Origin of the sequence: Clostridium sp. UBA5119 (assembly GCF_002414285.1) — a bacterium.
Taxonomy (GTDB): Bacteria; Bacillota; Clostridia; order Clostridiales; family Clostridiaceae; genus Clostridium_J; species Clostridium_J sulfidigenes.
This window is the reverse complement of the sequence record NZ_DHYX01000020.1, coordinates 1-25,680: the sequence shown is the minus strand read 5'-3', so window position 1 is coordinate 25,680 and position 25,680 is coordinate 1. Positions and strand designations below refer to the sequence as shown.

Sequence of the window (25,680 nt, the reverse complement as noted above, 5' to 3'; positions counted from 1 at the left end):
TAAAAAATAAGTTATCCGACCTAGGTAAAACCTAGGCCGGATATTATTTAATAGGAAGTGAATAATCATGTTAAATAAAGAAAAAAATGCACAGAAAGAAAATTATTTAGATTACATTCCAAAGAAAAATGAAGAGTATACTTGGTCTGTAAATGAAAAAAAACTAGTAGTAGTAGATATACCTAATAAAGGAATTCATAATAGAATTGCTCAAAATTTCTTCCACAAACCTAAAGTTAGTCATATAGAGCTAGATCCCTATGGAACTTTTATATGGAATTATATTGATGGAATGAATACAATTTTTCGTATTTCGGAAGATGTAAAGAAACACTTTGGTAAAGAAGCGGAACCTTTACTAAACCGTTTAGTAAAATTTTTTCAAATTCTTCACGAGAATAAATTTATTCTTTACATAGGGAAGGAGAATAAATAATGCCAATTAGAATTCAAACAATTATAGGTATTTTATTATTTGCAGTAGCTACTGCTATTATATATGCATGGGGACTAAAAAAATCAGGTGCACAACAGAAGGATCTTTTACAAATCTTATATAGCAAGGGTGCGCAAAAAGTAATTAAGAAGTTAAAAACACAAAAGTACATTACAAAATTGGAAATAGAGCAAGAAGTTTTAGGAGTTACAGCCTCCCAATTCTATAGCAGAAAAAAAGCTGTAGTCACTGACAAAAAAGAATTCACAAGAACTTTAATAAAATTTATGATGAATAAGAATCTTATTATGGAAGATATTGAGAGTAATAAAAGGGTATATAAATTAAGATAATAAAAATAAATTAAATATAACAAAAGTGTGCACAATCATAGGATTTTGCACACTTTTTATATAACTAATTATAAAGTTTTTGGTGGTTTTCTCCAAAGAGTTTCATTTACTGCTCTTACAGTTTTAGTAAACTTTTCACAAGTGACAGAAATTTTTATTTTTTCTTCTGAAGATAACCTTTCACTAGAGAATAATCTCTTTATTCCATAGCCAAAGCCTAAGGTTCCAAAGCCGAACTGCATTTCTAGAACTCTGCCTTTGCTTAGATTCATATCCATAGGTTTTTGATTTTTTAGTATATCTTGCTTAGTTTCGGCAGGATGTTTATCCCAGAAGTACTTATATTCAGGATTTAATTTATATGCAGTTTCATGAACTTCCTTAAATAAAGTGAACTTTACATAAATATTATTCATGGCATTTTCTAATCTTTTTCTTGCTTTTGCATTTGCTTTTTCAATCTTTTTTTCCTTTGACATTAAAATTCCTCCAAAATCACTATATGTATATAATAATTAATATTCAAACAAATAATAAGGTATAAATATCATTATATATAGAATTCTTTACAAATGCAAACTTTTACAGCTCTAGAAGAAAAGATAGTTATTACAATATAAACTCTAATTTAATCTAGTGTGATTATATAATTATATAGATTAGTTTAAAAGATAATAAGAAAGATAATTTCGTATATTGATTATTATATATTAATTATGTTATTATATAGTGGAAAACAATATAAATGACTATTTGGTTTCCTTAGGGAATTAATAGGGAAGTTAGTGAGAATCTAACACAATCCCCGTTGCCGTATTGGATGATGATATAAGCTAGATATTTTTAAAATATCAACCACTGACATTATGTTGGGAAGGTGCTTGTAGAATATGAATCTTAAGTCGGAAGACCTGCCTAATGGTTAAAGCAATGTCCTTTCGGGTAGAAGAGGTAATAATGCACTTTTTATATTAAAATTTTTATTTTAAATGATAATAATATAAGATGTGATTTCACGTTAATCTAGGTTAGAGTAATGCAAAGTATCTAGGTTAGCGGGTTTGTTATGCATATTAAATACCTCTACTTATCAATGTAAGTGGAGGTATTTTTATGAAAAAGGACTATGGCTTTACTATTTATATTAATAAATATAGAAAGGAAGTCGTAAAATGAAACTAAAAAATAAAATCTTATACCTAATAGTAATGTTAAGTTATGCTAGCTCAAATGTAACTGCATTTGCAGAAGGTGGATTAAATCCTAATGCAGAAAGTTCTCCATGGATTTATTTATTCTTAATAGCATTGGTAGTAGTTTTAATATTTCAGTTGATCTATCCATTAAAAAAATACAGTAAGAATAAATAATTTAAAAGTGCTAGTACCTAATATGAAATTTAGGTGCTGGCTTTTTATTATCATGTATTATGATTAATTACTAACATATTTATGAAAATATACTATTTGACATTGGATATAATAAATTTTATAATTAAAGTGAAAATATAATTAAATAAATTCACATATATGAATTTATTTTTAGATATATAAATTTTATTTATCAATGTAAGTTGAGGTGATATGTTGAATTTACCAAAAATTATTAATATTCAAAAGTATTCTATCCATGATGGGAATGGAATTCGTACCACCATTTTTTTTAAGGGATGTCCACTATCTTGCCTATGGTGTCATAATCCAGAAAGTCAAAATTATAGTGAAGAACTTATGTACAATGGAGAAAAATGTACAAGGTGTATGGCATGTATAGATATTTGTCCTCAAATGGCAATTTCAAAGGAAGAAAAATGCGTTATTACAGATAAAAACAAGTGTGATCTTTGCAAGGAATGTATTGACTATTGTGTAAATAATGCTCGTGAAATTGTGGGGAAAGAATATACAGTAGCACAGCTTGCTAAGGAAGCAGAAAAAGATAGAATGTTTTATGAGGAATCAAGTGGAGGGATTACATTATCTGGCGGAGAGGTTATGACTCAAAACATGGATTATATAGAGGAATTATTAAAAAAGTTAAAGAAAAAGGGATATGACATTGCCATTGATACTTGTGGTCAAGCTCCCTACGAAAATTATAATAGAATACTTAAGTATGTAGATACTTTTTTATATGATATAAAACTTATGAATAATGAAAAGCATATAAAATATATAGGAAAATCAAATAAGGTTATTCTTGAAAATTTAAAAAAGTTAAGTGAAGCTGGAGCAAATATCGATATAAGGATACCCTTGGTGGAAGGGGTTAATGCAGACGATGAATCTATAGAAGAATTAATAAAATTTTTAAAGAATAATATAAATGTACATAAGATAAATTTACTTCCTTATCATAATATAGGGAAGAGCAAATATGAAAGACTTCAAAAGGTCTATGAAGGAGTTAACTTTGAAGCACCTAGTAAGGAAAGAATGGAGACTGTAAAGGGAAAATTTGAAAAGGCTGGATTTATAAATATAAAAATAGGAGGTTAATTCATGGAAAGAGGCATGAATGAAAGAATAAAAAAATTAAGAACTCAAAGTGTAAACACTGTTCCTTATATATACATGGAGAGAGCTAAGCTAATGACTGAGGCCTATAAGAAGTATGAAGGTTCTGTATCAATTCCAGAAATGAGAGCTTTAGCATTTAAGTATTTTATGAAGAATAAAACTTTATGTATTAATGAAGGGGAACTTATAGTTGGAGAAAAAGGAGATGGACCACAGGCAGCTCCAACATTTCCAGAACTATGTTGTCATACCCTTGAAGATATGCACATAATGAATGATAGAGAATTAATTTGTTTTAAAGTAAATGAAGAAGATTTAAAAACTCAGGAGGAAGAAATTATTCCTTACTGGGAAAAAAGATCTATTAGAAATAAAATTATAAATGCCATGAGTGATAAGTGGAAGTCGTGTTATGAAAGTGGAATTTTTACTGAGTTCATGGAGCAAAGAGGTCCAGGTCATACAGTAGGCTCTGAAAATATATACAAAAAAGGATTCTTAGATTATAAAAATGAAATTAAGGAAGCTATATGTAAATTGGATTTTTTAAATGACAAAGAAGCATTTTCTAAAAGAGAGCAACTAAATGCTATGAGTATTAGCTGTGATGCTATTATGATTCTAGGGGAGAGATATGCTAAATATGCTAGAGATTTAGCTAGCAAAGAAANNAAAAAAGGAGCTACTTCAAATTGCAGAGAACTGTGAAGTAGTACCAGCCCATGCTCCAAGGACTTACTGGCAAGCAATACAGATGTATTGGTTTGTTCATTTAGGAGTAACTACAGAATTAAATCCTTGGGATGCATATAGTCCAGGGAGGTTTGATCAACACTTAAATCCTTTCTATGAAAGAGATGCAGAGGAAGGTATTTTAGATGAAGATAAGGCTAAGGAAATTTTGGAATGTCTATGGATTAAGTTTAATAATCAACCATCACCTCCAAAGGTAGGAGTAACCTTAAAGGAAAGTGGTACCTACACTGACTTTGCTAACATTAACACTGGTGGAATTACACCTGAAGGGCAAGATGGGGTAAATGATATAAGTTATTTAATCCTAGATTGCATGGATGAAATGCAACTGCTTCAGCCAAGCTCCAATGTACAAATCAGTAAGAAAACCCCTAAGAGATTCCTAAAAAGAGCTTGTGAAATATCTAGAGAGGGATGGGGGCAACCTGCCTTTTATAATACAGAGGCCATTGTACAAGAACTACTTAATGCAGGTAAATCTATAGAGGATGCAAGAAGAGGTGGCACTAGTGGATGTGTTGAAACTGGAGCATTTGGAAATGAAGCCTATATTTTAACAGGATACTTTAACCTACCAAAGATATTAGAGTTAACATTATTTAATGGATATGATAAAGTAAGTGGTAAGCAACTAGGATTAGAATTAGGATATGCTAAGGACTTTAAAAACTATGAAGAGTTATTTAGTGCTTATAAGAAACAAATAGAGCATTTTGCAGATATAAAAATAGAAGGAAGTAATATAATTGAAAAAATATATGCAGATTATATGCCTGCACCTTTTCTTTCAATTATAACTAATGATTGTATAAGAAAAGGAAAAGACTACAATGCAGGGGGAGCTCGTTACAATACTAACTATATACAAGGGGTTGGTATAGGAACTATTACTGATTCTCTAGCTGCTATAAAATATAATGTCTATGATAAAAAGAAATTTACCATGGAAAAATTGATAGAAGCCATAGAAAATAACTTTAAAGGCAATGAGATAATTGCAAATCTAGTTAGAAATAAAACTGCAAAATATGGTAATGATGATGATTATGCTGATGAAATCATGACATCAGTATTTGATGCGTATAATAAAATAATAACAGGTAGACCAAATGTTAAGGGCGGATGTTATAGAATCAATATGCTACCTACTACTTGCCATGTTTACTTTGGAGAAGTAATGATAGCTAGTCCAAATGGTCGTCTTGCTCATAAACCAGTATCAGAAGGGATATCACCTGAAAAGGGAGCAGATACAAATGGACCAACAGCAGTTATAAAATCAGCTTCTAAGATGGATCATCTAAGAACTGGAGGAACTCTTTTAAATCAAAAATTTACCCCAAGTGTAGTAGCAGGAGAAGAAGGACTAGATCACATGTCTAACTTAGTAAGAGCTTACTTCAATATGGATGGACATCATATTCAATTCAATGTAATTGATAGAGGAACGTTAATAGAAGCTCAAAAACATCCTGAAGATTACAAGGATTTAATAGTAAGAGTTGCAGGTTACAGTGACCACTTCAGAAATCTAAGCAAAGAACTTCAGGATGAAATAATAAACAGAACAGAACAGCGATTTAACTGACGCTCTAAATCTATGATTTGGTTAGTGGAAGTTACTCCTTCAAACGTATGTGAGAAGGAGTGTCGTTTTAAAAAAGAGAATCTTTGATTTAGTTAGTGGAAGTTACTCCACCAAATGGATATGAGGCGAAGCATATTATAAAAATATATAAATAAAGGGGTCTTTAAAATGGCAATGAAGTTAGGATTTATTGGTTGTGGAAATATGGCAAAAGCTATGATTGGAGGAATTATTTCATCTAAGATTCTTAGTGCAGAGGAAATTATAGCTTCTGATTCATATGATGAAGGATTAGCTAAGACAAATAAGGAGTTAGGCATAAATATTACTGCTGATAATAAAGAAGTAGCAATGAATAGTCATGTGGTAGTTTTATCTATAAAGCCTCAATATTATTATAATGTAATTAAGGAAATTTCATCTGTGATTAAGGATGAAACTATTATAGTAACTATAGCACCAGGTCAAAGTCTTGAAAAATTACAAGGTCAATTTGGAAGAGCTGTGAAGATTGTTAGAACTATGCCAAATACACCAGCCCTTGTAGGAGAAGGAATCACTGGAGTGTGTAAAAATCATTTAGTCAGTGAGAAAGAATTAAGTTATATATGTAATATTTTAAGTGGCTTTGGGAAAGCGGAAGTTGTAGAGGAAAGAATGATGGATGCTGTGATGGCTGTAAGCGGAAGCTCACCAGCTTACGTATTTATGTTTATAGAAGCCATGGCAGATGCAGCAGTAATGGAAGGCATGCCAAGGGATAAAGCTTATAAATTTGCAGCTCAAGCAGTTTTTGGCAGTGCTAAGATGGTAATGGAAACAGGCAAACATCCAGGAGAATTAAAGGATATGGTATGTTCTCCAGGAGGTACAACTATAGAAGCAGTAAGAGTTTTAGAAGAAACAGGTTTACGTAGCAGTGTCATTAAAGCTATGAAGGCATGTGTAGAAAAGGCAGGAAAAATATAGATTTATTAAAGCTATCCCCTGTCTATTAATATCCCCAACATGTTAAATTATCATCACTTTTTTAATATGTTACAGTAGACAGTTAACCTTAAATTACAACACACAAACAATGAAAAGAACTATAGGAAGGATGTATGTCCTTACTATAGTTCTTTTTGAATAAAAATTTATCATAATCATGCATTTATCTTCACATATAATTTTGCTTTGGAATACATTAATAATGATAAACTTTTAAATGAATTAAAAAGGAGTTTTAGAATGTTAAATAATATGGATGAGAAAGTAAATTCAAATAATATTTATCCCTTTGAATTTAATAGTGGACAAAATTACAACAATGTAAAATATACAGTTACTAATGATGGATATATTATAATGTTTCTTAAAAATGAGATAATTATTGGGCTAAAAGAGACTAATAGCGTAACAACACTTAATTACGATGAAGAGCAATTAAAGGAAACTAAGAATACTGAAACTACTAATTTTTTTAATATATTACTTAAGAATTCATTACCTGATGTTGAAATCATAGGAGAAGGTGATGAAAAGAAAAATCATTTTGATGTACCTACTTATTCACAAATAAGGTATAAAGGAATTTATCACGGTGTAGATTTAGTTTTTAATTTTAATAATGGAGAGCTAGATTATAAATTTATACTTCAGCAAGGAACAAATCCCAAAATTATTAATATGACTTTTGAAGGTATAGATGACATTAAACTAGATAGAGATAAAAATACAGAAGTTAATATAAAAGAATGTAAATTATCAGTTCTAAAATCTAGTGCTTATCAAAGTTATAGTGAAATAAATATAGAAGTAGCTAGTGAATTTAAGATTGAGGGAAATAGTTTATATATAGATGTTGGACACTATGATAAAACTCTTCCCTTAGTTATTGAATCAGCACTGTCATACTTTGCATATATGAGAGGAGAAAGTGAAGATATGGAATATATAATAGAAAATGATAGCATAGAGAACATTGAAGTAAAGGATATAACAAATTCTTCCGATATAATACCTGATAGTCAAGATGATTTACCAGTGGAGGAACTAAAAAAATCTATGATTAATGGAGAAAGTGATGACACTAAATTAAATGTTTTGGATAGGGGTCATCATAAAAAACCAGACATTGAAGATGTTTATAATATTATTACAAACCCACGTTATGGATTAGCAGAGATAAAAAGGGAAGTTAGAGCTATAGAAAGAAATGTTAAGGANNGTAGATTAGAAGCCAGAAATAGAGAAATTCAATGTAAGCTGGACTGTATAATAGCTTGTATGAATTGTAAAAGAAAGTTTGCTTTAACTACTGGTAGAGTAAGAAGAGAATGTAGAATAGCTAATTTATTTATTAATATAAGAAATAATTCTAGGACCCCAGTAGAATTGGAAATACGCAGAAAAAATATATGTAATGATATAAGTAGAGTTTGCATTATTAGTATAACAGTAGGACCATGCTCATGTAGGGAAGTTATTTTCCGTAATATTCCAGATATCTATGAAATAGAAATTAGAGGAGTTACAGAAGATGTAAGAATAAGAGTTACGGAAGTGTGTTGCGGAGATAATGGTTCTAGCAGGCCAATAAGATTATGTAGAATACCTGATCCAAGATAAAACCAATTATTTTTAGAATTTTAATAAAAGGCTAACTCAGAATTTTGAGTTAGCCTTCTTATAATTACTCGATTACTTTTAAAATAGTATCTGCAAACTTACGTTTTGGCATTGCTACTTCTTCATCATAATACCCAATAGGAATAACTGAAACAATTTCCTCTGTGTTAGGGATTCCAACAATTTGAGCTACCTTTGCTTCATCAAAGATACCTAGAATAACTGTACCTAGGCCTAGTTCTTTAGCTTTTAATAAGAAAAGCATGTTAGATAATCCGCAATCATACATTTGCCAACCATCACCCTTAGCAGAGTCAAAGCCACCATCACGAGTATAACCAGATCTAAATTTAACTACACTGGATACTATAATAACAGGAGCGCTTTTACATGAAGGTTTATTAAAGTCGGGCATTGCTTCTATTATTGCTTCCTTTACTTTAGCGTCTTTAATTGCATAATAACGAGTTACTTGAGAATTTTTCCAAGACGGAGCATAAGCAGCAGCGTTTACTATCTCCTCTATAATATCATTACTTACTTCTTTTGAGTTAAAGTTACGAATACTTCTTCTTGTTTCTATACACTTTTGAAATTCCATAATCAAACACCCTTTAATCTTTCTGTTTATATTTAGTTTCATAAGATTTAGATAAAATAATTAATCTTTTTTAAATTACCAAATCTAAGAAAAACATAATTTCATTACCTATTATAGTATAGGATAGCAAGGCCATGCAACTAAGAATTTTTTCTTTTTAAAATCATACGTAAATAAATGTAATAAATTAATAGTAATAATGATAAAATAACTACTACAAATATAAAATAAGTCTATTCAGTAAAATATTTTGATGAATAGGGATAAAAAAACAATAGTAAACCTGTTATCAAATGAAATAATCCTTCTAACCTAAGGTGTTTTTTCTATTACATATTCTCGTTCAATATACTTTATAGAGCGTTTTAGATTCCAATTAGGTATTTTAAAAAGCGTATACACTTATATAGTTATAGTAGAAACCAGGTAAGGTAAGTATATAATTTGAATCAAGTTTTAAAACTAAAATTAGTATTCCACTAATAATAAGAACTAAAATTGTTATTATATCCATAAAAATCTCTTTTATTATTTTAAAATGTTATACCCATATTATATATTATATAGTAAAAAATAGAAAAGGACAATAATGATAAAATAATACTAATGTGTAAACATAATAAACTACTTATTGAAAATGTTACGAATTAATAATAATATACTATATAAAGAAGCAATATGTAGTAAAATAGGAGTTTAAAAGGAGTAAAATAATTATGAATATAAAAGAACTAATTTATCTTATACCGGCTATTCTTATTGCAGTATCTCTTCATGAATTTGCCCATGGTTATGTATCTTATAAGCTAGGAGACCCAACACCAAAGATGACGGGACGTCTTTCACTAAACCCCTTAGCACATTTGGATCCAGTAGGAACACTATGCCTTTTATTCTTTCGATTTGGATGGGCAAAACCTGTACAAGTAAACCCGTATTATTATAAGGATAAAAGAAAGGGCATGGCACTGGTAGGATTAGCAGGTCCTATTATGAACTTTTTAATAGCTCTTATATGTGCCTTTGTTATAGAAATAATTCTAAAAATCACAGGAGGTTATGGGGGAGATGTGATTTTATTCATATTCAGTCTTCTTAATTATACTTATATAATCAACATAGGACTAGGTGTGTTTAATTTGATACCATTTCCACCACTAGATGGTGCCAAAATTATTGGAGCCTTATTACCAGAGGAGAAATACTTTAAGTTTATGAAGTATGAAAGGTATGGTCAATTAATTATATTTGCATTACTAATGTTTAATTTTTTAGATACTCCGTTAGACATGGCAAGAAAAGGAGTAGACAGTATTATTTGGGGCATTGTGAATCTAGTTATATAATTTAATTACATTATAATTGAGATTATACAAAGAAGTTTTGTGATTTTTAAATATAAAAAAGGATTCGTTGGAAGAATGTGAAATATATAAATAAGATAAAATTATATCAAATATATGAATAGGAAACTATCTACATAGTTTTCTATTTAACATTTTAAAAAGTTAAATAGATAATATTTTAAAATGTTAACTATTTAAATAGTTGTTGTTCCCATGCGGGTTTCGAGGATTTTGATAGTTAAATTAAGTTGCAATACATATACAAATTTTGTATTTTTCTAAAAATTATTAATATTCCAGTAGATGTAAGGTATTTAATATATTTAAAATTAATCATATAAAGGAGACTATAGATGAAAATAAAAGAGTTTAAAAATGGTGAAGTTTCATTAACAGCTCAGCTATTTGGTACTTTAATGCTTAGTGGGCCATTATTGTGGCTTTGGCTTAATATTACTAATAAAAATTATGATTATATAGGACTTAATAGTATCATTGCAATATTTAGTACAGTAATATTAACTTTAACTTGGAGAAAATATTTAAAGCAACCTAATAAAAAGACTAAAGGTACAGCCTCTGTATTTTTAATTTCAATTCTTGCAATAATTTTAACTATTTCAATTTTTGCGGGTATAGGGGCTTTACAAGAAGCTATATTTGTACCAAAGAATTATTTAATGTTTATGTTTAAACCACCATATAGTTATTTTATCTTCTTCTATGAAATAGAATTAATTGCATTTTTAATATCAAGAGTGTATAAAAAAATAAAGAATATAGAGTTAAAATGGACTGTAGATTTTTGCAATTTTGTAAAGAAGAATATACTTGTAACTATTTTTATAAATATTCTTCTACTATATGTGTGCATTACTGGCATTACTGTAGTAACAGAAAATAAGATTACTGACTATAGTTTTTATAATCTAATGGGGACAACCTATTCCTATGAAGATATTTCTAAAGTTGAAGCTGGATTTAATGGAAAGAAGTTTGGCATTTTTCCAAAAGGAGCAGGTGAATTTTATTATACTGTATACTTTAATGATGGTAATAAAGTAAATTTTTATCAAGCTAATAGTGAATTTGAAGACACTTATTTAGAACTTGAAATATTTGATAAGCTTATTATGAACACTGGTAAGGTTGAAAAGACATCATCTAAAGAAAATTATGAACTATGTGATTTTGATCAAAGGTATATAGATAGATTTTTGAGGATAATTGATAATAAGTAATTTGAAAATGGCGGAGATAATTAAGGTTTAATTATTTCCAGGGAAAGTTATTTTAGTAGTTTTGTGTAGGTATTTTTAGTCTGTTAATATTATTAAGAAAATTTAAAGGAGTTGTGTATATGTTTAGAGAAATGAGAAAAAAGGATAGAGAAGTTTTTGGTGAGGACATAGAAAAAATTTTAACTAATGGAGAATATGGTGTTTTAGCAACTGTTGGTGAAAATGGATATCCTTATACTGTGCCATTAAGTTATGTTTATCAAGATAACACTATTTATTTTCATTGTGCTAAAAAAGGGCATAAGCTTGATAATATTGAAAAAAATTCCAAAGTATCCTTTTGTATTGTTACAGATACTGAAGTGTTACCAGGTAAGTTTAGTACAAAATATAAAAGCATTATAGCTTTCGGAGAAGCAAAGGAACTAACTGGAGAGTTAAAGAGAGATATTTTATTTAAATTTATTGAAAAATATTCTCAAGCCTTCATAGAAGAAGGTAAAAGATATATTGAAAGAGCACAAGATAGTGCAAAAATAGTAGAAATTAAAATAGAACATATTACTGGAAAATCAAGAGGATAATAAGATTAATAAAATTAAGATTAATAGTGTAATCTTAATTATTAAAATGCTATGTTGAGAACAACATAGCATTTCTATTTAGCTAGTATTTAATAAATTACTTATATATACATTATATTGAAGTAAATGTTATAATTACAACATATATTAGTCATAACATTAAATGGAGGAATAAAGTTGAAATGTAATGAATTAACTGAGTATATAGTAGAAAAATTAATTGCTCAGAAATTGGTGATAAAAGATAGATGCTTGATAGTAGGAATTGATGGACAAGGATGTTCAGGAAAATCCATTTTATCTCAAAATATTAAAAGTTCTTTAATGAAATCAGGAATAAAGGCTGAAGTAGTTTCAATTGATGACTTCTGTAATAAAAGAGTTATACGCTATTCTGGTGAATTACCATGTTGGGAACAACATTATTATAACAACTTTGACTATATAAAATTTGAAAGAGATATTTTAAAAGAAGCCAGAATAACAGGAAAAATAGAATTTAGTGATTTTGTTTTAGATACACTAGAGGATGAATATACAAAAAAATTAGATGTATCCTTAGATAGAGAAGGTATACTCATAGTTGAGGGTATATTTATATTTAAAAATGAATTTAAGAAATATTATGATTATAGTATTATGCTTGTAGTTGAAATAGATGAACAATTAATACGTGCTTCAGAAAGAGATATATTTAAGAATGTAAATTTGAAAATGTTATTAAACAAATATAATGATAGGTATATTCCAGCATATAGATTATATGAAAACATTGATATGCCTTGTTCTTTTGTAGATTTAATTATAGATAACACAAAGGTAAATATGCCTAATATAGTTAAACAAGGTAAATAAGTGCTTAATAATTATTATTTAAAATATAAAAGACTTATTAACAGTCTAATTAATATTAAGTTGAGGAGGAAGTACGTGAATAAAACAGTTGTTATATACAAATCAAAATATGGTTCAACAAAAAAATATGCAGAATGGATTGCTACTGAACTTGATGCAGATATTTTTGAGGCATCTAAAATTGATGTAACGGATATGCAAAATTATTCTACTATCATTTATGGAGGCGGCCTTTATGCAAGTGGAATACTGGGTGTTTCATTAATTACTAAAGCCTTTGATAAGCTTAAAGATAAAAATTTGGTTGTATTTACTGTAGGACTTGCAGATCCAAGTAACACTAAACAATTTATACCTGTTATCGATAAGAATTTTACAAAAGAAATGCAGGATAGGATTAAATTATTTCATTTTAAAGGAGCTATTGATTATAAAAATCTTGATTTTATTCACAAGTCTATGATGGCTTTATTAAAAAATAAAGTAAGCAAGATGCCAGAGGATAAAATGGATGATGAAGCAAAGATAATGCTTGAAACATATGGACAAGTGGTAGATTTTACAGATAAATCATCAATCAAGCTATTAATTGAATTTTGTAATGGACTATAGAGTATTATAAAATGATATAGTGATATGTTTATATAGGAGAAATAGAGGAATGTAACTGGAGGAATAAAATGAAGTTAGTAACAATATGGGATAAGGTAGCCATTGATTTTGGAAAAGTAGGGTCACAATATTGGAATAGCTTTGGTAATAGATTAGTTGAACTCTCAAAGATTAACAATGGAGCTAAAGTGTTAGATATTGGAATGGGTAGAGGTGCTTCGTTATTTGCTGCAATAGATAAAATAGGTAAAGATGGATATGCTGTAGGTATAGATAGTTCAGAAGTTATGGTAAATGAGACCTATAAAGATATTTTAAATAAGAAAATATGTAATGTTGAAGTTAAAAATATGAATGCTCAGAATTTAAACTTTGAAAAACATTCATTTGATAATGTTATTTGTGGATTTGGAATAGGATATCTTTTACTTAGTGAGAATAGATTAAATGGAATACTAAGAGTATTAAAAAATGGAGGAAAAGCAGGATTTAGTATATGGGGTAAACAAGAAGATCAAAAGTGGTTAACTGAAATAGTTAATAAATATTTACCTACGAACATACAGAAAGAAAATAAGGATAGAAAGCCAGATACTCCAAAGTTTGATACAGTAATGGATGTAATAAAAATATTAGATGAGTCAGGTTTTAAAAATGTTAAAGTTCATGAAGAAAGTACAGATGTTGTGTATAAGGATAAAGAGGAATGGTGGCAAGAAATGTGCACCAACGCAGTTAGAGGAATATTTGAAAAAATAGAAGATTTGGGTTGTGATGTATTTGAAGAGTTTAAAAAAGACGTGTTTAAAGGACTAGAAAGTTTCGACAAAGGTGACGGACTTCATTTTAATATGTCAGTAATATATGCATTTGGAGAAAAATAAATATATTAGTCTAATAATATATACTAGGAGTGATATATATGGCCAATAGAATATATTTTCAAAAAATTCTTTCTAAGGATGATTTTAAATATTTTCTGGATTTAGTTTCAAATGAAAAAGTAATGATAATGAATTATGGTAGAGTTTTTACTTTAGAAGAAGCAAAGAAAGTATATAAAGGTATATTAGAAAAAAATGAAATTCATGAAGAGTTTGGACAGTTTAAGGTGTTTGAAGCTACTACTAATACTTTTATAGGCTTAGGTGGATTGATAATAAGTGATGATTTTACTGCTGCAGAGGTTGAGTATTTATTCCTCCCTGAGTATTGGGGAATGGGATATGGAAGTGAGATTGTAAGGGAATTATTAAATAAAGCTGAAGGAGTTAAGAGTATACAACAAGTTACAGGGACAATAGATCCTGACAACATAGCATCTAGAAAAATATTAATAAAGAATGGTTTTAGTTTTAGTAAGGTATTTGAAATAGATGATGGTTCTTTAGCGGAAGTATTAAGTAGAAATTTAAGGTAGATTTTCTCTTTTATCTAGATTTAATAGGGGGTGGAAATTATTAATAATAAAAATAATGAAGCAAAGTTAAATCCATTAGAAAACCAAGTAGAAGAGATAAATGAGTGGCAAAAAAACGCCAATAATCCTGTTTATTTTATTAGCTCAGGCAAAGCACCATTACCTATGAAGAACTTATTAAAGTCTCCTATAATAATGCTAATAATAGGATTTATATTTGTAATACCAATAATATTTAGTTTAGTTAAGAATTTTAGCATTGAAACTATATTTAATAATGTGGTGATAATAACCATAAGTACTATACTAATTACTGGAGGCATTATAAGGCTGCTAAACAAAGGTTGATGAATTCATAATATAGATATTGATATTTGTGTAGGAGTTAGTATTGGAGTATTGATATATGAGGGGAAAAATAAGAAATAAAAAAAGAAAATATTTCTATCTAGGAGGCTTGATGTTAGTTATATCAACGATTTATAGATTAAAGAACATAAAAATAGTAAAAGCTAAAAATATGTGATGTGATAGTTAGTTTCAGGAGATATTCTCGGTGGATGCAAACAAATTATAAACATAATTTATTTTGCAGATACAACATATGAGGTTATGCATACCCAAAATACAAAAAGTGTTACAAATATGTATCATAATAGTATAAATACTAACTACGCATATATTGAGAAAATACATTAGTTATTGATAACACCATATTTGATTAATACTTTCGAGGAGAGATAAAAGGATGATTTTATTTGTAGAATGTGTTATTTCGTGTGCAGTTTTCACGCTAATTATATTACCTTCTCTTTATAAAGACCCTATTAAGCATATTATGTCTTACCCTAAAGAAATTAGAGAGAGGGTAGAAAATCTGCCTCAGTATAAAGATGTTATTAAAGAAGAAGAAAAAAGACATTTATCAATTAAATTAATTGCAGTATTGATTTTTACAATTGTTCTTGCTGTAGTGGCATATTACTCTGGTGCAAAAAACTTTAAGTCTGCATATATCCACGTTTTTATATTATTTTTTGTGGTGAATATTTACGATATGATAGTATTAGATATTGGACTTTTTTGTCACAGTAAAAGAACAAGAATACCTGGAACTGAGGATATGGATAAAGAATATAAGAATCCTTGGCATCATATAAGGGGTGCTGTTATAGGAATAATAATTGGCACTGTTGTTGCTTTATTATCAGGGGCAATAGTCCATATCATAGGGATAATATAAAGTTACTAATTGAATTTTATAATGGACTATAGAGTATTAGAAATCAGATGAAAATTAATATAATTAAGGGGGTTATTAAAATGTTAGGAAAAGAAGACGTAATTAAAATGATTAAAGACATGGAATTACCTTTAAATGAATATTGGATAACCTCTGGTGCAGGTTTAGTAATTCATGGTGTTAAAGAAACCACAAATGATATTGATTTAGGTTGTACTACAAATTTAGTTGAACTATTTTTAAAAAAAGGTTGTAAGTACACAGTAGAAAAAGATAATTCAAGAATTGTTCAGATAAACGATACAATAGAAATACTAGAAAATTGGTTCGTTGATGAAATAATGATCATCGATGGATTACCTGTAGGAAGTTTAGAAAGTATAAAAAAGCAGAAGGCACAATTAGGAAGAGAGAAGGATATTAAGGATATTAAGCTTATAGATGATTATATTAAGAATAGAAGTTAATATAAAAATTTGGAAATATGAAATAAGGAATACTTATAGAGTTCAATTAGGAGTGAATAAATGAGAAAGGTATTAATTATTTTTCTGACATTAACTATGAAAAAATAATTGATTAAGATCATCTTCCTATAAATTTTGATGCGAAAAAAGGAAATGCAACCCGAAAGGCATTTGATGATGGGGAGTTATAATACAAGTAAAATTTAAAAGGAAACATTAAATTTTTTAATTTGGAGGGTATTATGAATTTAACAGAACTTAATCCTAAAGGTAGATTTAGTAGTCGAGTAGAAAACTATGCAAAATATAGACCTAACTATCCTAATGAAATAATAGGGTTTCTAAATACATCAATTGGCTTAACTAAAGGAGCAATTATTGCTGATATTGGCTCTGGAACAGGAATTTCTGCTAAATTATTTTTGGATAATGGAAACGAAGTATACGGCATTGAACCTAATGCAGAAATGAGGTACGCTGGAGAGAAATATCTAATTAATTACACAAATTTTCATTCAATAGATGCATCTTCTGAATATACAAAATTAGAATCAGAATCTGTAGATGTAATTACATCAGGACAAGCATTTCATTGGTTTGAGCCAGAAGCTACAAAAAAAGAATTTCTCAGAATATTAAAACCTGGCGGGTTCGTAGTAATTATCAATAATAGAAGAAAATTTAGCAATAGCAAATTTATGAATGAATATATGGAACTAATTGAAAAATACTCAGAACGTGAGGGGGGGAATTCACTTAATACGGATTTACCCAAATTCTTTGGTTTAAAAACAATCGATAAAGAAATATTTTCTAATCCTCAAGTGTATAATTTGGAAAGATTAAAAGGGGATTTAGTATCTTATTCGTATATTCCAAATGAAGAAGACCCAAAATTCAATTATATGATTACGGAACTTGAACTTCTATTTAAAAAGTATAATAAAAATGGGACATTGATTTTTGATTATGAAACAGTAGTATACTACTGCAAAATGAAGTAGTTCACATAAATAATAATTGGAACTATTATTACTTTGTGAATTATGAAGAGAGGAAGAATATTAATGGTTAATATACTATTTAGTTTATATAATTTCCATGAAAAATGGGTAAAAAATACTATGGAAAAATATATAAAGTGTAATGATAAGGTTTTGGTAATTCCATTTNNAATGATATGGATTGGCAGAGTGCCTATAGTAAAGATAACGGGAAGTATTATAATACCATTGTTCTACCATTTTTGAGTTATGGAATTGGGGAAGAAAATATAGACTGGATAAATTATTTTAAAGATACAGAAGAAAGTGCAAAAAAGAAAGTAAGAAATAGTGACATATTATTTTTCACTGGAGGATTACCTGATAAAATGATGCATCGCTTAAAGGAGTTTGATTTAATAAATGAGATTGAAAGTTTTCTAGGAGTAATTATAGGGATTAGTGCTGGAGCGATGATTCAGATAGCAGATTACCATATTACCCCTGATAAAGATTATGATATATTCTCATATAATAGAGGACTAAATTTCATTAGAAGCTTTGATATTGAAGTTCATTATGAAGAAACAGATATAGAAAAAAACTATATAAATAAGGTATTAAATGAAAGAATGGACACTGTATATGCTATTAAAGATACTGGTGGAATAATTGTTGATAATAATGCAATCACATTATTGGGAGACATACAATTATTTAGTAGGGAATAGTTTAATGAGATAATTATTAATAACATATATAATTACAAATATATAATTGATGATTTCTATAGTATTTGGTATTATATAGAAAATAAGGTTTATTGGGGGTAGTAAATATGAGATTTCAATTAGCGAAAAAAGAACAACTCAAAATACTCTGTGCAAAGTCTGTAAGTATGGCTTAAGGCGACAATTGCACAGAGGTAAATATCTAGTCGCCATTACTAAATAAATTCATACTTATACAGGCTTTGTTTCCTTAGTTTAAAGTATAAATTTAAGGAGCTGAGCTTTATGGGATATGTAAAGGCTGAAACAATTTTACCAGATAATTTATTAAGAGAAATTCAAAAGTATATTCAAGGAGAATATGTATATATTCCATCTGAACATACAACACGGAAAAAGTGGGGAGAAAAGTCAGGAACCAGGCAGCGTATAAAAAATAGAAATGAAGTTATACGTAATAAGCATGAAAGTGGATATACCATTGATCAGCTGTCAGAAGAATTTTTTCTTTCTATAGATAGTATTAAAAAAATTGTATATAGTAAAAATAGAAATGAAAAGCTATCACTCTTATAATGAGTGGTAGTTTTTTATGTGCAAAGAATAATATAGAACTGTTCTTTATATATTATTTAATTACCCCACATATTAAAATAAGTATGATGATAAATTTTGATATATGTAATTATTAATTAAAGATATTTATGTTTTGTGAGGTGAAATATATATGATAATTAAGCATAGGCGATACGAATTGTTAAGTGATTTTGAAAGAGTATATAAATTTCTAAAGGATAATTATAATAGTGATCATTTTAATGGATATTTGCTTCCAAGTTTTTACGAGTATGCACACACGCATTCATATTTTGATCATAAGCTGACTCATAGGTTTGGTCTTTGGGAAGAAAATAGTGACATTGTTGGAGTTACGTGCTATGAGATGAGATTAGGAGAGTGCATCATGGCGGTAAAAGCAGGTTATGAAGATTTATACCCTGAGATGCTTACTTATGGTGAAAAGGAGTTATCAGAGGAGAAGGATGGAAGGCATACCTTGACAGTGTATTCTACTGATAAGCAGGGTCTTGATGATTTACTAACTGAAAGAGGATATGAAGTATGTGATACTGAAGCAATTACCATATATCCCTATGAGAAGGGATTTAAGGAGTTACCTTTACCAAAAGGCTTTTCAATGATATCTCTTGAAGATGAAAATGATTTAAAGAAGATTCATGCTTGTCTATGGAAGGGCTTTAATCATGGACCTAATCCAGATGATGATATTGATGGTAGACTACTTATGCAGAGTGCTCCTAGATTTAACAAGGAACTTACAACAGTTATAAAAGCTCCCAATGGTGACTATGCTTGTTTTGCAGGTATGTGGGAGGATACACAAAATCAATATGCGTATTTAGAACCACTAGCTACTATTCCGGAGTATAGGAGAATGGGACTTGCCACCATTGCATTGATGGAGGGCATGAAGAAAAGCCAAAAGTATGGAGCAAAATATTGTTTTGGAGGTCAACGAGAATTTTATGGAATTATAGGGTTTGAAGATGTAGGTAAACGTATCATATGGAAGAAAATTTGGGGATAGATAAAGTTTATAAATTTTTATGAGTTGAGTAGAGAGGAATAATATTTAAAATGGGGTTAGATATAGAGCAATTATGTGAAGAGTTTTCTCATTTAAAACTTGTTGGTAGTAAGGACCATTCAATAAGACTAATCAATGGAATAATTAAGAATAAAAAAGTTGAAGATGAGGATTTATTTGTTATAGAGGGATTATGGGCCTATGAAAAGATAATTAAAAGTAATATTAGAATAATAAACTTTGTATTTTGTCTAGAGTTTATTAAAAACAAATCTATCCTTGATATGGTTAAGAGTATTTCTATGGTAGCAGAGAATTCATGTTTAATATCAAGCAATTTGTGTAAAAGGTTGAGTAGCAGAGATAGTGGAGAAGGATTTTTTCTATTATGTAGTTTTCCAAAGNNACCTTAAGGATGTAAAGCTAAAGGAAAACAATTTGCTAGTAATACTTGATGGATTAGAAAAACCAGGAAATATTGGAACAATTATAAGGTCAGTTGATGGTGCTGGTGGGGATGGAGTAATTATTTGTAATAGTAAAGTTAGAAAAACAAATCAAAAGTTGATAAAGTCAAGCATGGGGTCTAGTTTTATGTTGCCAGTTGTAAGTAGTGACATAGAATTACTTGTAAGGTGGCTTAAAAGTAACGGATTTAAGATTATTGTTACTGATTTAAAAGCCAGTAACAATTACTATGATGCTAATTATAAAGGGAGAATTGCTATTATTGTAGGAAATGAAATACATGGAATTTCAGAAATTTGGAACAAATATGAATGTGAAAGAATAATAATCCCCATGTTTGGAGGTGCAGATTCCTTAAATGTAGGAGTAGCAGCTACTATGGTTGTTTATGAAGCAAGCCTTTATCAAAAGAACTTAGGTAAAAGAATTGGCTAACTATGATTTAAATAAATCATAGTTTTATGGATTATATAAGTAGGAAAGAGGGAGTAGTCTTAGAGGCTACACCTTCTTTTTTTAGTGATTATTTTTAGCCAATATTAAGTAAAAGCAGGATTTATTAAAATATACCTTGCAATGCAAAGTATATTTTAATATAATAATATTATACTTTGTATTACAAGGTAAGGGAGGAGTTACTGTGAATAATAATTCTCAAATTCTTAAAGGTATTCTTGAAGGATGTATACTAAGTATAATTTCAAAGGAAGAGACCTATGGTTATGAACTACTAACAAAATTAAAACAATATGGCTTTGAAGATATTGTTGAGGGAACGCTTTATCCATTATTACTTAGGCTTGAAAAAAATCAGTTAATAATTGCTGAAAGAAGGAAATCATCCGCGGGAGTTAATAGAAAATATTATAAACTATCAGAAATGGGAAGTATAGAACTTGAAGGTTTTATAGAATACTGGAATAAACTACATGTTAATGTAAATAAGATTATAGGGGGGATGGATGATGAGTAATAGCATATTGAGGGATGAATATAAGGAAGCATACATGAGTATAGTAATGTATTTATCAAGTAGTGGTATGGAAGGTAACTTTATGGATGAAGTAAGTGAAGATGTAAAGGACTTATTAATAAGTGCACAAGATGACGATATTGATGTGAAGAGTATCATTGGTAATAATATTGAAGAGTTTTGCAAAGAAATAATAAAATTAAAGGATATTAATAGTAGTACAATACTTAATATATATCAGAGTACTAGGTGGGCTATAATTATGTCAACAATGATGTCATTATTATATTATATATTTCATATGAAATTCACCTTAAATATAATTTTTATGTTTATAGTTGACTTTTTGTTTTGTAGGTTTATTTTTAGTATAGGATTAAGAAAAGTAATAATAAAAAATAAAGGAAATACAAAAAAAATAATAAAGGTGCTATTATTATATATTTTATTTGTAATACCAGGAGCAATTCTAAACTTTATTTTAATTACAAATTTTGTTGTAGAAATTAATTCATTATACACATTCATGGTTTTAGTAGCAATATTGCTATTAAGTTACATCACAGGTAAAACTTTTAGAAATAGAAAGGTGAGGTTAGATTAAGTAATAAAGCAGTAGAATGCTAAAATTCTACTGCTTTATTTTAGGGTATCAATACTAAGCTAACCCTTAGAACAAATATTTTATTTTAGAAATATTGAATGAGTTTAATTAAGGACTAATTTATAATGATAAAAATTTATTTCCAGTGATTAATGTTCATTTAAAGATGAGGATTCTTTTTATTATTACTTAGATTTATTTTTAGCTTTTAAGTGTTTAAACTCAGGTAAATTTTCTTTTTTTAATTCTTTAAGTAAAGATGAAAGCATTAAGATTAATATAATGCTAAAAGGAAGTGCAGTAAGTATAGCCATGGTTTGAAGACCTTTTAAACCTCCACTTAATAGGAGTGATATAGCTATCAATGATTCAAGAATGCCCCATATAAGTTTAATAGATAATTTAGGATTCATATTACCTTTTGAACTAAACATACCAAGAACGAATGTTGCAGAATCTGCTGATGAAACAAAGAATGTCATAATTAAAATTATACAAATAACACTTAATATTGTGCCAGTAGGGAGACTTTTCAAGGTGATAAATAGTGTAGAAGTAATATTATTTTTTACTACTTCTACTAAATTTAAATTAGTATTCATTTGAAGATTAAGGGCTGTTCCACCAAACACTGCAAACCAAAAGAAACTAAATAAAGTTGGAACTAATAAAACACCTAAAACAAATTCTTTTATAGTTCTTCCTTTTGATATACGAGCTATAAATACACCAACAAATGGAGACCAAGCTATCCACCAAGCCCAATAAAATAAAGTCCAACTAGAAATCCAACTAGAGTCTCTAAATGGTCTTAGTTTTAAGCTCAAAGACACAATGTTTTGAAAGTATTCACCTAGAGTATTAGTGAAAATTTCTAAAATATTAGATGTAGGTCCCAAAATAAAGACAAAGAGCATAAGTAGAACTGCAATAGCTATATTTACATTACTTAAAATTTTAATCCCTTTTTCGATACCTGTTGAAGAAGATAATAAAAATAGTATAGTCGCAACTATTATTATTAGTATTTGTATAAAACTATTTATAGGAATACCAAAAACATTATTTAATCCGCCATTTATTTGTAAAGCACCTAACCCTAAAGAAGTAGCTACACCAAAGGCTGTAGCTATTATTGCTAATACATCTATTATTATAACTATTGTACTTTTAAAACGTAAGTTTTCTTTAATTAAAGGTTGGATTGTTTCACTAATTAATAGTCTTTTATTTTTTCTAAATCTAAAATATGCAAGAACAAGCCCTACAAATGAATAGATAGCCCAAGCATGTAAGCCCCAGTGAAAGAAGCAATAAACCATACCTGTATTAGCGGCTTCAACAGTTAACTCTTTAATACCTATAGGTGGAAAAACATAGTGATCTAAAGGCTCTGCTACACCCCAGAAGATTATTCCTATGCCCATGCCAGCGCTAAATAGCATAGAAAACCAAGTAAGGTTACTGAATTGAGGTTTGTCATCATCTTTTCCTAATTTTAAATTGCCATACTTGCTAAATGCCAACCAAATTACAAAAATTAAAATAATAAAAGTTATAATAAGAAATAGCCAACCAAATTTAGCTGTAGTAAAGTTTAAGGCATTATTTGATATGGCTATAAAATATTGTGGTGATACAAGTGCAAATAAAACAAATAGACCAACAAAAAATATAGATATGTATAACATTATTTAAACACCTCATTTATCTTTTTCAAATTTATTTTGCTTTAAATAGTTAGATTTATTCATATAGCATATAGTAATTTATGGAATATATAAAATAAATGAAGCTATAGACAATTATATAATTGATTTAATTTTGTAAAAATGTTGGAAAGTAAGTAATATCATAATATATTGTATCTAGGGAAATAAAGATATATTTCTACTCTGCTAGAAATAATAAGAATTAAACCCAGTTGTGTTTATTATGTTTGGGATAAAGTATGAAGTCTATTTAATACATAGGTAAAGTATATATACACATACTATATATATAAATGTAATATATTAAGAATACATACATATACAAGTAAGATAGGTTAGTGTGGAGATACGCTATCCTTAATAAAATAAAATGAATTCTGATATTTAATTTATGTCAATGGAAAACATAGGTTAATATAAATAAAAGAAAATAAAGGTAAACAAAGTGATAAATTTTAGAAAATATATTAAGAGTGGCTTAATTATGTTGGTAGTTATGGTGTTGATTAGCAATATCAATGTCAAAATAGTATTTCTAGACCTAATGGTTCGTTTCTTTGTCTTTGATATAAGCCTTCAAGTAAATTCCTATATAAGACCTCATATTCTTGTGGCAACTGATAATATTGATTTCACAATAGAAGGAAACGAAAGGGGTAAGGTGAAAAAGTTTGAGTATATAAAAAGTTATGACTTACCACCAAACTATGAGAGTATAATGACAGAGATTATATAAGATTTTAGCATCAGGTTGTTAAAGCTAGTGAAGTTAGAGTAAAATATAATTCGCCAATACCCTAAAAAGGATATTGGCGAAGAGGAAATAGTGGAATATAATAGCACTAGTTTTTACTATTCTTCATAGTTAGAAAGTGTGTTATTTAATGAATGTAGTGCACTTTCTACTGAGTTAAGGGTATTTTCGATTATTTGTCTGTTTTGTGATTTTTCAACAGATTTTAATGCTTGATCCAAGCAAGTTTTTGAATCTTGAAGTTCAATTTGTACATCTCGTAGATGGCGTTTAGCGCTTTTTCCTTCATTATTGTGCATAACAATTACCTCCTAAAATTTTATTTTTAAGGTATGGAGCTAGCATATTATGAAAATAAGCTTAAGCTCAATCCAAGAGTGAAATTTTGTTCATAGTAAATTTCTTCATCTACAACAGTCCTATTAACACCATTATTATCAGAAGAATTCCACTATGAAATATCAAAATTATTATATGTCATAAATTTAAAATCATACTTGGAAAGTTTAGCTTATGAAAGAAAAAACCTTAAGAAATAGATTATTAAAGAATCTATTTCTTAAGATTTCAGTAAAAAGATTTATTAATTATTCATTAGTTTTTCTATATCTATTGGATACTTTCCGTATAGTTTACCAGCATCCATAAAGGCTTCAATATTCTTCATTGGAGTGTGCATTGGAATTTGACATCCAGTGCTTAAAATATAACCTTTTTGAGAATTGTAACCTTTTCTAATACATTGTTTAACTGACTTAAAAATGTCTTCTTTAGTTCCAGAATACATAACATCAACAGGAGGAACATTTCCTGTTATTACAACCTTATCACCCATCACATTTTTAGCTTCTTCTATATCTTCTATATTATCAATACTAAAATTAGAAATTCCAGTATTCACAACATCTTCCCAAATGTCTCTACTTTTTCCACAGATGTGTATACCAGGGTAACTACCAGTTTTTTCTTTTATTTTATTTATGTNNATTCTCTGAATTGCTTTGGACTTATAAGACTTGTTGATGAGACTGGATCAGCAAAACTAATTGAGATACCCAGTTTAGCAACTTCTTCTATGTATCTATTATTAGATTCTGACACTATTTCCATAAGAGTATGAACTTTTTTAGGATATTTAATCATCCATTTTAATAAATTTTCAGTTCCAACTACAGATGCTGCAACACTAAAAGGACCAGACATAGAGGCACTGAC

The 25,680-nt window shown here is 28.6% G+C and carries 27 protein-coding genes, 2 pseudogenes and 1 riboswitch; of the genes and pseudogenes, 24 read left to right on the top strand and 5 right to left on the bottom strand.

Annotation, left to right across the window (positions count from 1 at the left end):
- Positions 1 to 67: 67 nt before the first annotated feature.
- Complete coding sequence (locus B2671_RS02995) at positions 68 to 436, top strand: PqqD family protein (RefSeq protein ID WP_346869089.1); 369 nt, start codon at positions 68 to 70, stop codon at positions 434 to 436.
- Positions 436 to 789: a hypothetical protein gene (locus tag B2671_RS02990; RefSeq protein ID WP_346869088.1), complete on the top strand. Its 354-nt coding sequence runs from the start codon at positions 436 to 438 to the stop codon at positions 787 to 789. Before B2671_RS02995 ends, B2671_RS02990 begins: the two co-directional genes overlap by 1 nt.
- 68 nt (positions 790 to 857) lie before the next feature.
- On the opposite strand, the gene B2671_RS02985 is transcribed toward B2671_RS02990, so the two are convergent.
- Complete coding sequence (locus B2671_RS02985; protein WP_346869087.1) at positions 858 to 1,268, bottom strand: hypothetical protein; 411 nt, start codon at positions 1,266 to 1,268, stop codon at positions 858 to 860.
- A 258-nt stretch (positions 1,269 to 1,526) separates the two neighbouring features.
- Positions 1,527 to 1,722: riboswitch (cobalamin riboswitch) on the top strand.
- Between the two features lie 239 nt (positions 1,723 to 1,961).
- On the opposite strand from B2671_RS02985, the gene B2671_RS02980 reads away from it, so the two are divergent.
- The 4 genes and pseudogenes from B2671_RS02980 to proC all read left to right on the top strand — a co-directional run bounded on the left by B2671_RS02980 (position 1,962) and on the right by proC (position 6,621).
- Positions 1,962 to 2,159 (top strand): hypothetical protein, encoded by a 198-nt coding sequence (locus B2671_RS02980; RefSeq protein ID WP_346869086.1) that lies wholly within the window; start codon positions 1,962 to 1,964, stop codon positions 2,157 to 2,159.
- Between the two features lie 216 nt (positions 2,160 to 2,375).
- The gene (locus B2671_RS02975) at positions 2,376 to 3,287 is read left to right on the top strand and encodes a trans-4-hydroxy-L-proline dehydratase activase (RefSeq protein ID WP_349679335.1); all 912 of its coding nucleotides are present in this window, start codon (positions 2,376 to 2,378) and stop codon (positions 3,285 to 3,287) included.
- Between the two features lie 3 nt (positions 3,288 to 3,290).
- Positions 3,291 to 5,652: pseudogene (gene hypD, locus B2671_RS02970) on the top strand (trans-4-hydroxy-L-proline dehydratase).
- Positions 5,653 to 5,820: 168 nt separating this feature from the next.
- Complete coding sequence (gene proC / locus B2671_RS02965; RefSeq protein ID WP_346869084.1) at positions 5,821 to 6,621, top strand: pyrroline-5-carboxylate reductase; 801 nt, start codon at positions 5,821 to 5,823, stop codon at positions 6,619 to 6,621.
- 1,705 nt (positions 6,622 to 8,326) lie between these two features.
- Here proC and B2671_RS02960 read toward each other — a convergent pair.
- Positions 8,327 to 8,863, bottom strand: coding sequence for a nitroreductase family protein (locus tag B2671_RS02960; RefSeq protein ID WP_346869083.1), 537 nt, complete (start codon positions 8,861 to 8,863; stop codon positions 8,327 to 8,329).
- A gap of 716 nt (positions 8,864 to 9,579) precedes the next feature.
- On the opposite strand from B2671_RS02960, the gene B2671_RS02955 reads away from it, so the two are divergent.
- The 17 genes from B2671_RS02955 (at position 9,580) to B2671_RS02875 (ending at position 21,999) form a co-directional block, all read left to right on the top strand.
- Complete coding sequence (locus B2671_RS02955; protein ID WP_346869082.1) at positions 9,580 to 10,209, top strand: site-2 protease family protein; 630 nt, start codon at positions 9,580 to 9,582, stop codon at positions 10,207 to 10,209.
- A gap of 353 nt (positions 10,210 to 10,562) precedes the next feature.
- On the top strand, positions 10,563 to 11,450 hold the full coding sequence (locus B2671_RS02950; protein WP_346869081.1) for a MerR family transcriptional regulator: 888 nt from the start codon (positions 10,563 to 10,565) through the stop codon (positions 11,448 to 11,450).
- A 119-nt stretch (positions 11,451 to 11,569) separates the two neighbouring features.
- Positions 11,570 to 12,034: a pyridoxamine 5'-phosphate oxidase family protein gene (locus B2671_RS02945; RefSeq protein ID WP_346869080.1), complete on the top strand. Its 465-nt coding sequence runs from the start codon at positions 11,570 to 11,572 to the stop codon at positions 12,032 to 12,034.
- Positions 12,035 to 12,211: 177 nt separating this feature from the next.
- Positions 12,212 to 12,889 (top strand): hypothetical protein, encoded by a 678-nt coding sequence (locus B2671_RS02940; protein WP_346869079.1) that lies wholly within the window; start codon positions 12,212 to 12,214, stop codon positions 12,887 to 12,889.
- 75 nt (positions 12,890 to 12,964) lie between these two features.
- A complete protein-coding gene (locus B2671_RS02935; protein WP_346869078.1) occupies positions 12,965 to 13,501 on the top strand; it encodes a flavodoxin domain-containing protein in 537 nt (178 codons plus the stop codon).
- Between the two features lie 68 nt (positions 13,502 to 13,569).
- The gene (locus tag B2671_RS02930) at positions 13,570 to 14,385 is read left to right on the top strand and encodes a class I SAM-dependent methyltransferase (protein WP_346869077.1); all 816 of its coding nucleotides are present in this window, start codon (positions 13,570 to 13,572) and stop codon (positions 14,383 to 14,385) included.
- Between the two features lie 38 nt (positions 14,386 to 14,423).
- The gene (locus B2671_RS02925; protein ID WP_346869076.1) at positions 14,424 to 14,921 is read left to right on the top strand and encodes a GNAT family N-acetyltransferase; all 498 of its coding nucleotides are present in this window, start codon (positions 14,424 to 14,426) and stop codon (positions 14,919 to 14,921) included.
- A gap of 30 nt (positions 14,922 to 14,951) precedes the next feature.
- Positions 14,952 to 15,269 (top strand): hypothetical protein, encoded by a 318-nt coding sequence (locus B2671_RS02920; RefSeq protein ID WP_346869075.1) that lies wholly within the window; start codon positions 14,952 to 14,954, stop codon positions 15,267 to 15,269.
- Positions 15,270 to 15,669: 400 nt separating this feature from the next.
- Positions 15,670 to 16,164 (top strand): hypothetical protein, encoded by a 495-nt coding sequence (locus B2671_RS02915; protein WP_346869074.1) that lies wholly within the window; start codon positions 15,670 to 15,672, stop codon positions 16,162 to 16,164.
- A gap of 80 nt (positions 16,165 to 16,244) precedes the next feature.
- The gene (locus tag B2671_RS02910) at positions 16,245 to 16,631 is read left to right on the top strand and encodes a hypothetical protein (RefSeq protein ID WP_346869073.1); all 387 of its coding nucleotides are present in this window, start codon (positions 16,245 to 16,247) and stop codon (positions 16,629 to 16,631) included.
- A gap of 242 nt (positions 16,632 to 16,873) precedes the next feature.
- Positions 16,874 to 17,635 (top strand): class I SAM-dependent methyltransferase, encoded by a 762-nt coding sequence (locus tag B2671_RS02905; protein WP_346869072.1) that lies wholly within the window; start codon positions 16,874 to 16,876, stop codon positions 17,633 to 17,635.
- 176 nt (positions 17,636 to 17,811) lie between these two features.
- The gene (locus tag B2671_RS02900; RefSeq protein ID WP_346869071.1) at positions 17,812 to 18,345 is read left to right on the top strand and encodes a Type 1 glutamine amidotransferase-like domain-containing protein; all 534 of its coding nucleotides are present in this window, start codon (positions 17,812 to 17,814) and stop codon (positions 18,343 to 18,345) included.
- A 285-nt stretch (positions 18,346 to 18,630) separates the two neighbouring features.
- Positions 18,631 to 18,921, top strand: coding sequence for a CD3324 family protein (locus B2671_RS02895; protein WP_346869070.1), 291 nt, complete (start codon positions 18,631 to 18,633; stop codon positions 18,919 to 18,921).
- Between the two features lie 151 nt (positions 18,922 to 19,072).
- Positions 19,073 to 19,954 (top strand): GNAT family N-acetyltransferase, encoded by an 882-nt coding sequence (locus B2671_RS02890; RefSeq protein ID WP_346869069.1) that lies wholly within the window; start codon positions 19,073 to 19,075, stop codon positions 19,952 to 19,954.
- Positions 19,955 to 20,320: 366 nt separating this feature from the next.
- Positions 20,321 to 20,857, top strand: a complete 537-nt coding sequence (locus B2671_RS02885) for an RNA methyltransferase (protein ID WP_346869068.1) — start codon at positions 20,321 to 20,323, stop codon at positions 20,855 to 20,857.
- A gap of 205 nt (positions 20,858 to 21,062) precedes the next feature.
- Entirely contained in the window at positions 21,063 to 21,395 is a 333-nt protein-coding gene (locus tag B2671_RS02880) for a PadR family transcriptional regulator (protein WP_346869067.1), read from the top strand.
- Positions 21,385 to 21,999: a DUF1048 domain-containing protein gene (locus B2671_RS02875; protein WP_346869066.1), complete on the top strand. Its 615-nt coding sequence runs from the start codon at positions 21,385 to 21,387 to the stop codon at positions 21,997 to 21,999. The genes B2671_RS02880 and B2671_RS02875 overlap by 11 nt, the downstream gene beginning before the upstream one ends.
- A 185-nt stretch (positions 22,000 to 22,184) precedes the next feature.
- Here the strand turns inward: B2671_RS02875 and B2671_RS02870 are convergent, their stop codons facing one another.
- Positions 22,185 to 23,690, bottom strand: coding sequence for a glycine betaine uptake BCCT transporter (locus tag B2671_RS02870; RefSeq protein ID WP_346869065.1), 1,506 nt, complete (start codon positions 23,688 to 23,690; stop codon positions 22,185 to 22,187).
- 505 nt (positions 23,691 to 24,195) lie between these two features.
- Here B2671_RS02870 and B2671_RS02865 point away from each other — a divergent pair.
- On the top strand, positions 24,196 to 24,447 hold the full coding sequence (locus tag B2671_RS02865) for a hypothetical protein (protein ID WP_346869064.1): 252 nt from the start codon (positions 24,196 to 24,198) through the stop codon (positions 24,445 to 24,447).
- 116 nt (positions 24,448 to 24,563) lie between these two features.
- Here the strand turns inward: B2671_RS02865 and B2671_RS02860 are convergent, their stop codons facing one another.
- Both B2671_RS02860 and B2671_RS02855 read right to left on the bottom strand, forming a co-directional pair.
- Positions 24,564 to 24,764, bottom strand: a complete 201-nt coding sequence (locus tag B2671_RS02860; RefSeq protein ID WP_035131744.1) for a hypothetical protein — start codon at positions 24,762 to 24,764, stop codon at positions 24,564 to 24,566.
- A gap of 284 nt (positions 24,765 to 25,048) precedes the next feature.
- Positions 25,049 to 25,680 (bottom strand): annotated as a pseudogene (locus tag B2671_RS02855) (uroporphyrinogen decarboxylase family protein); the annotation flags it as partial.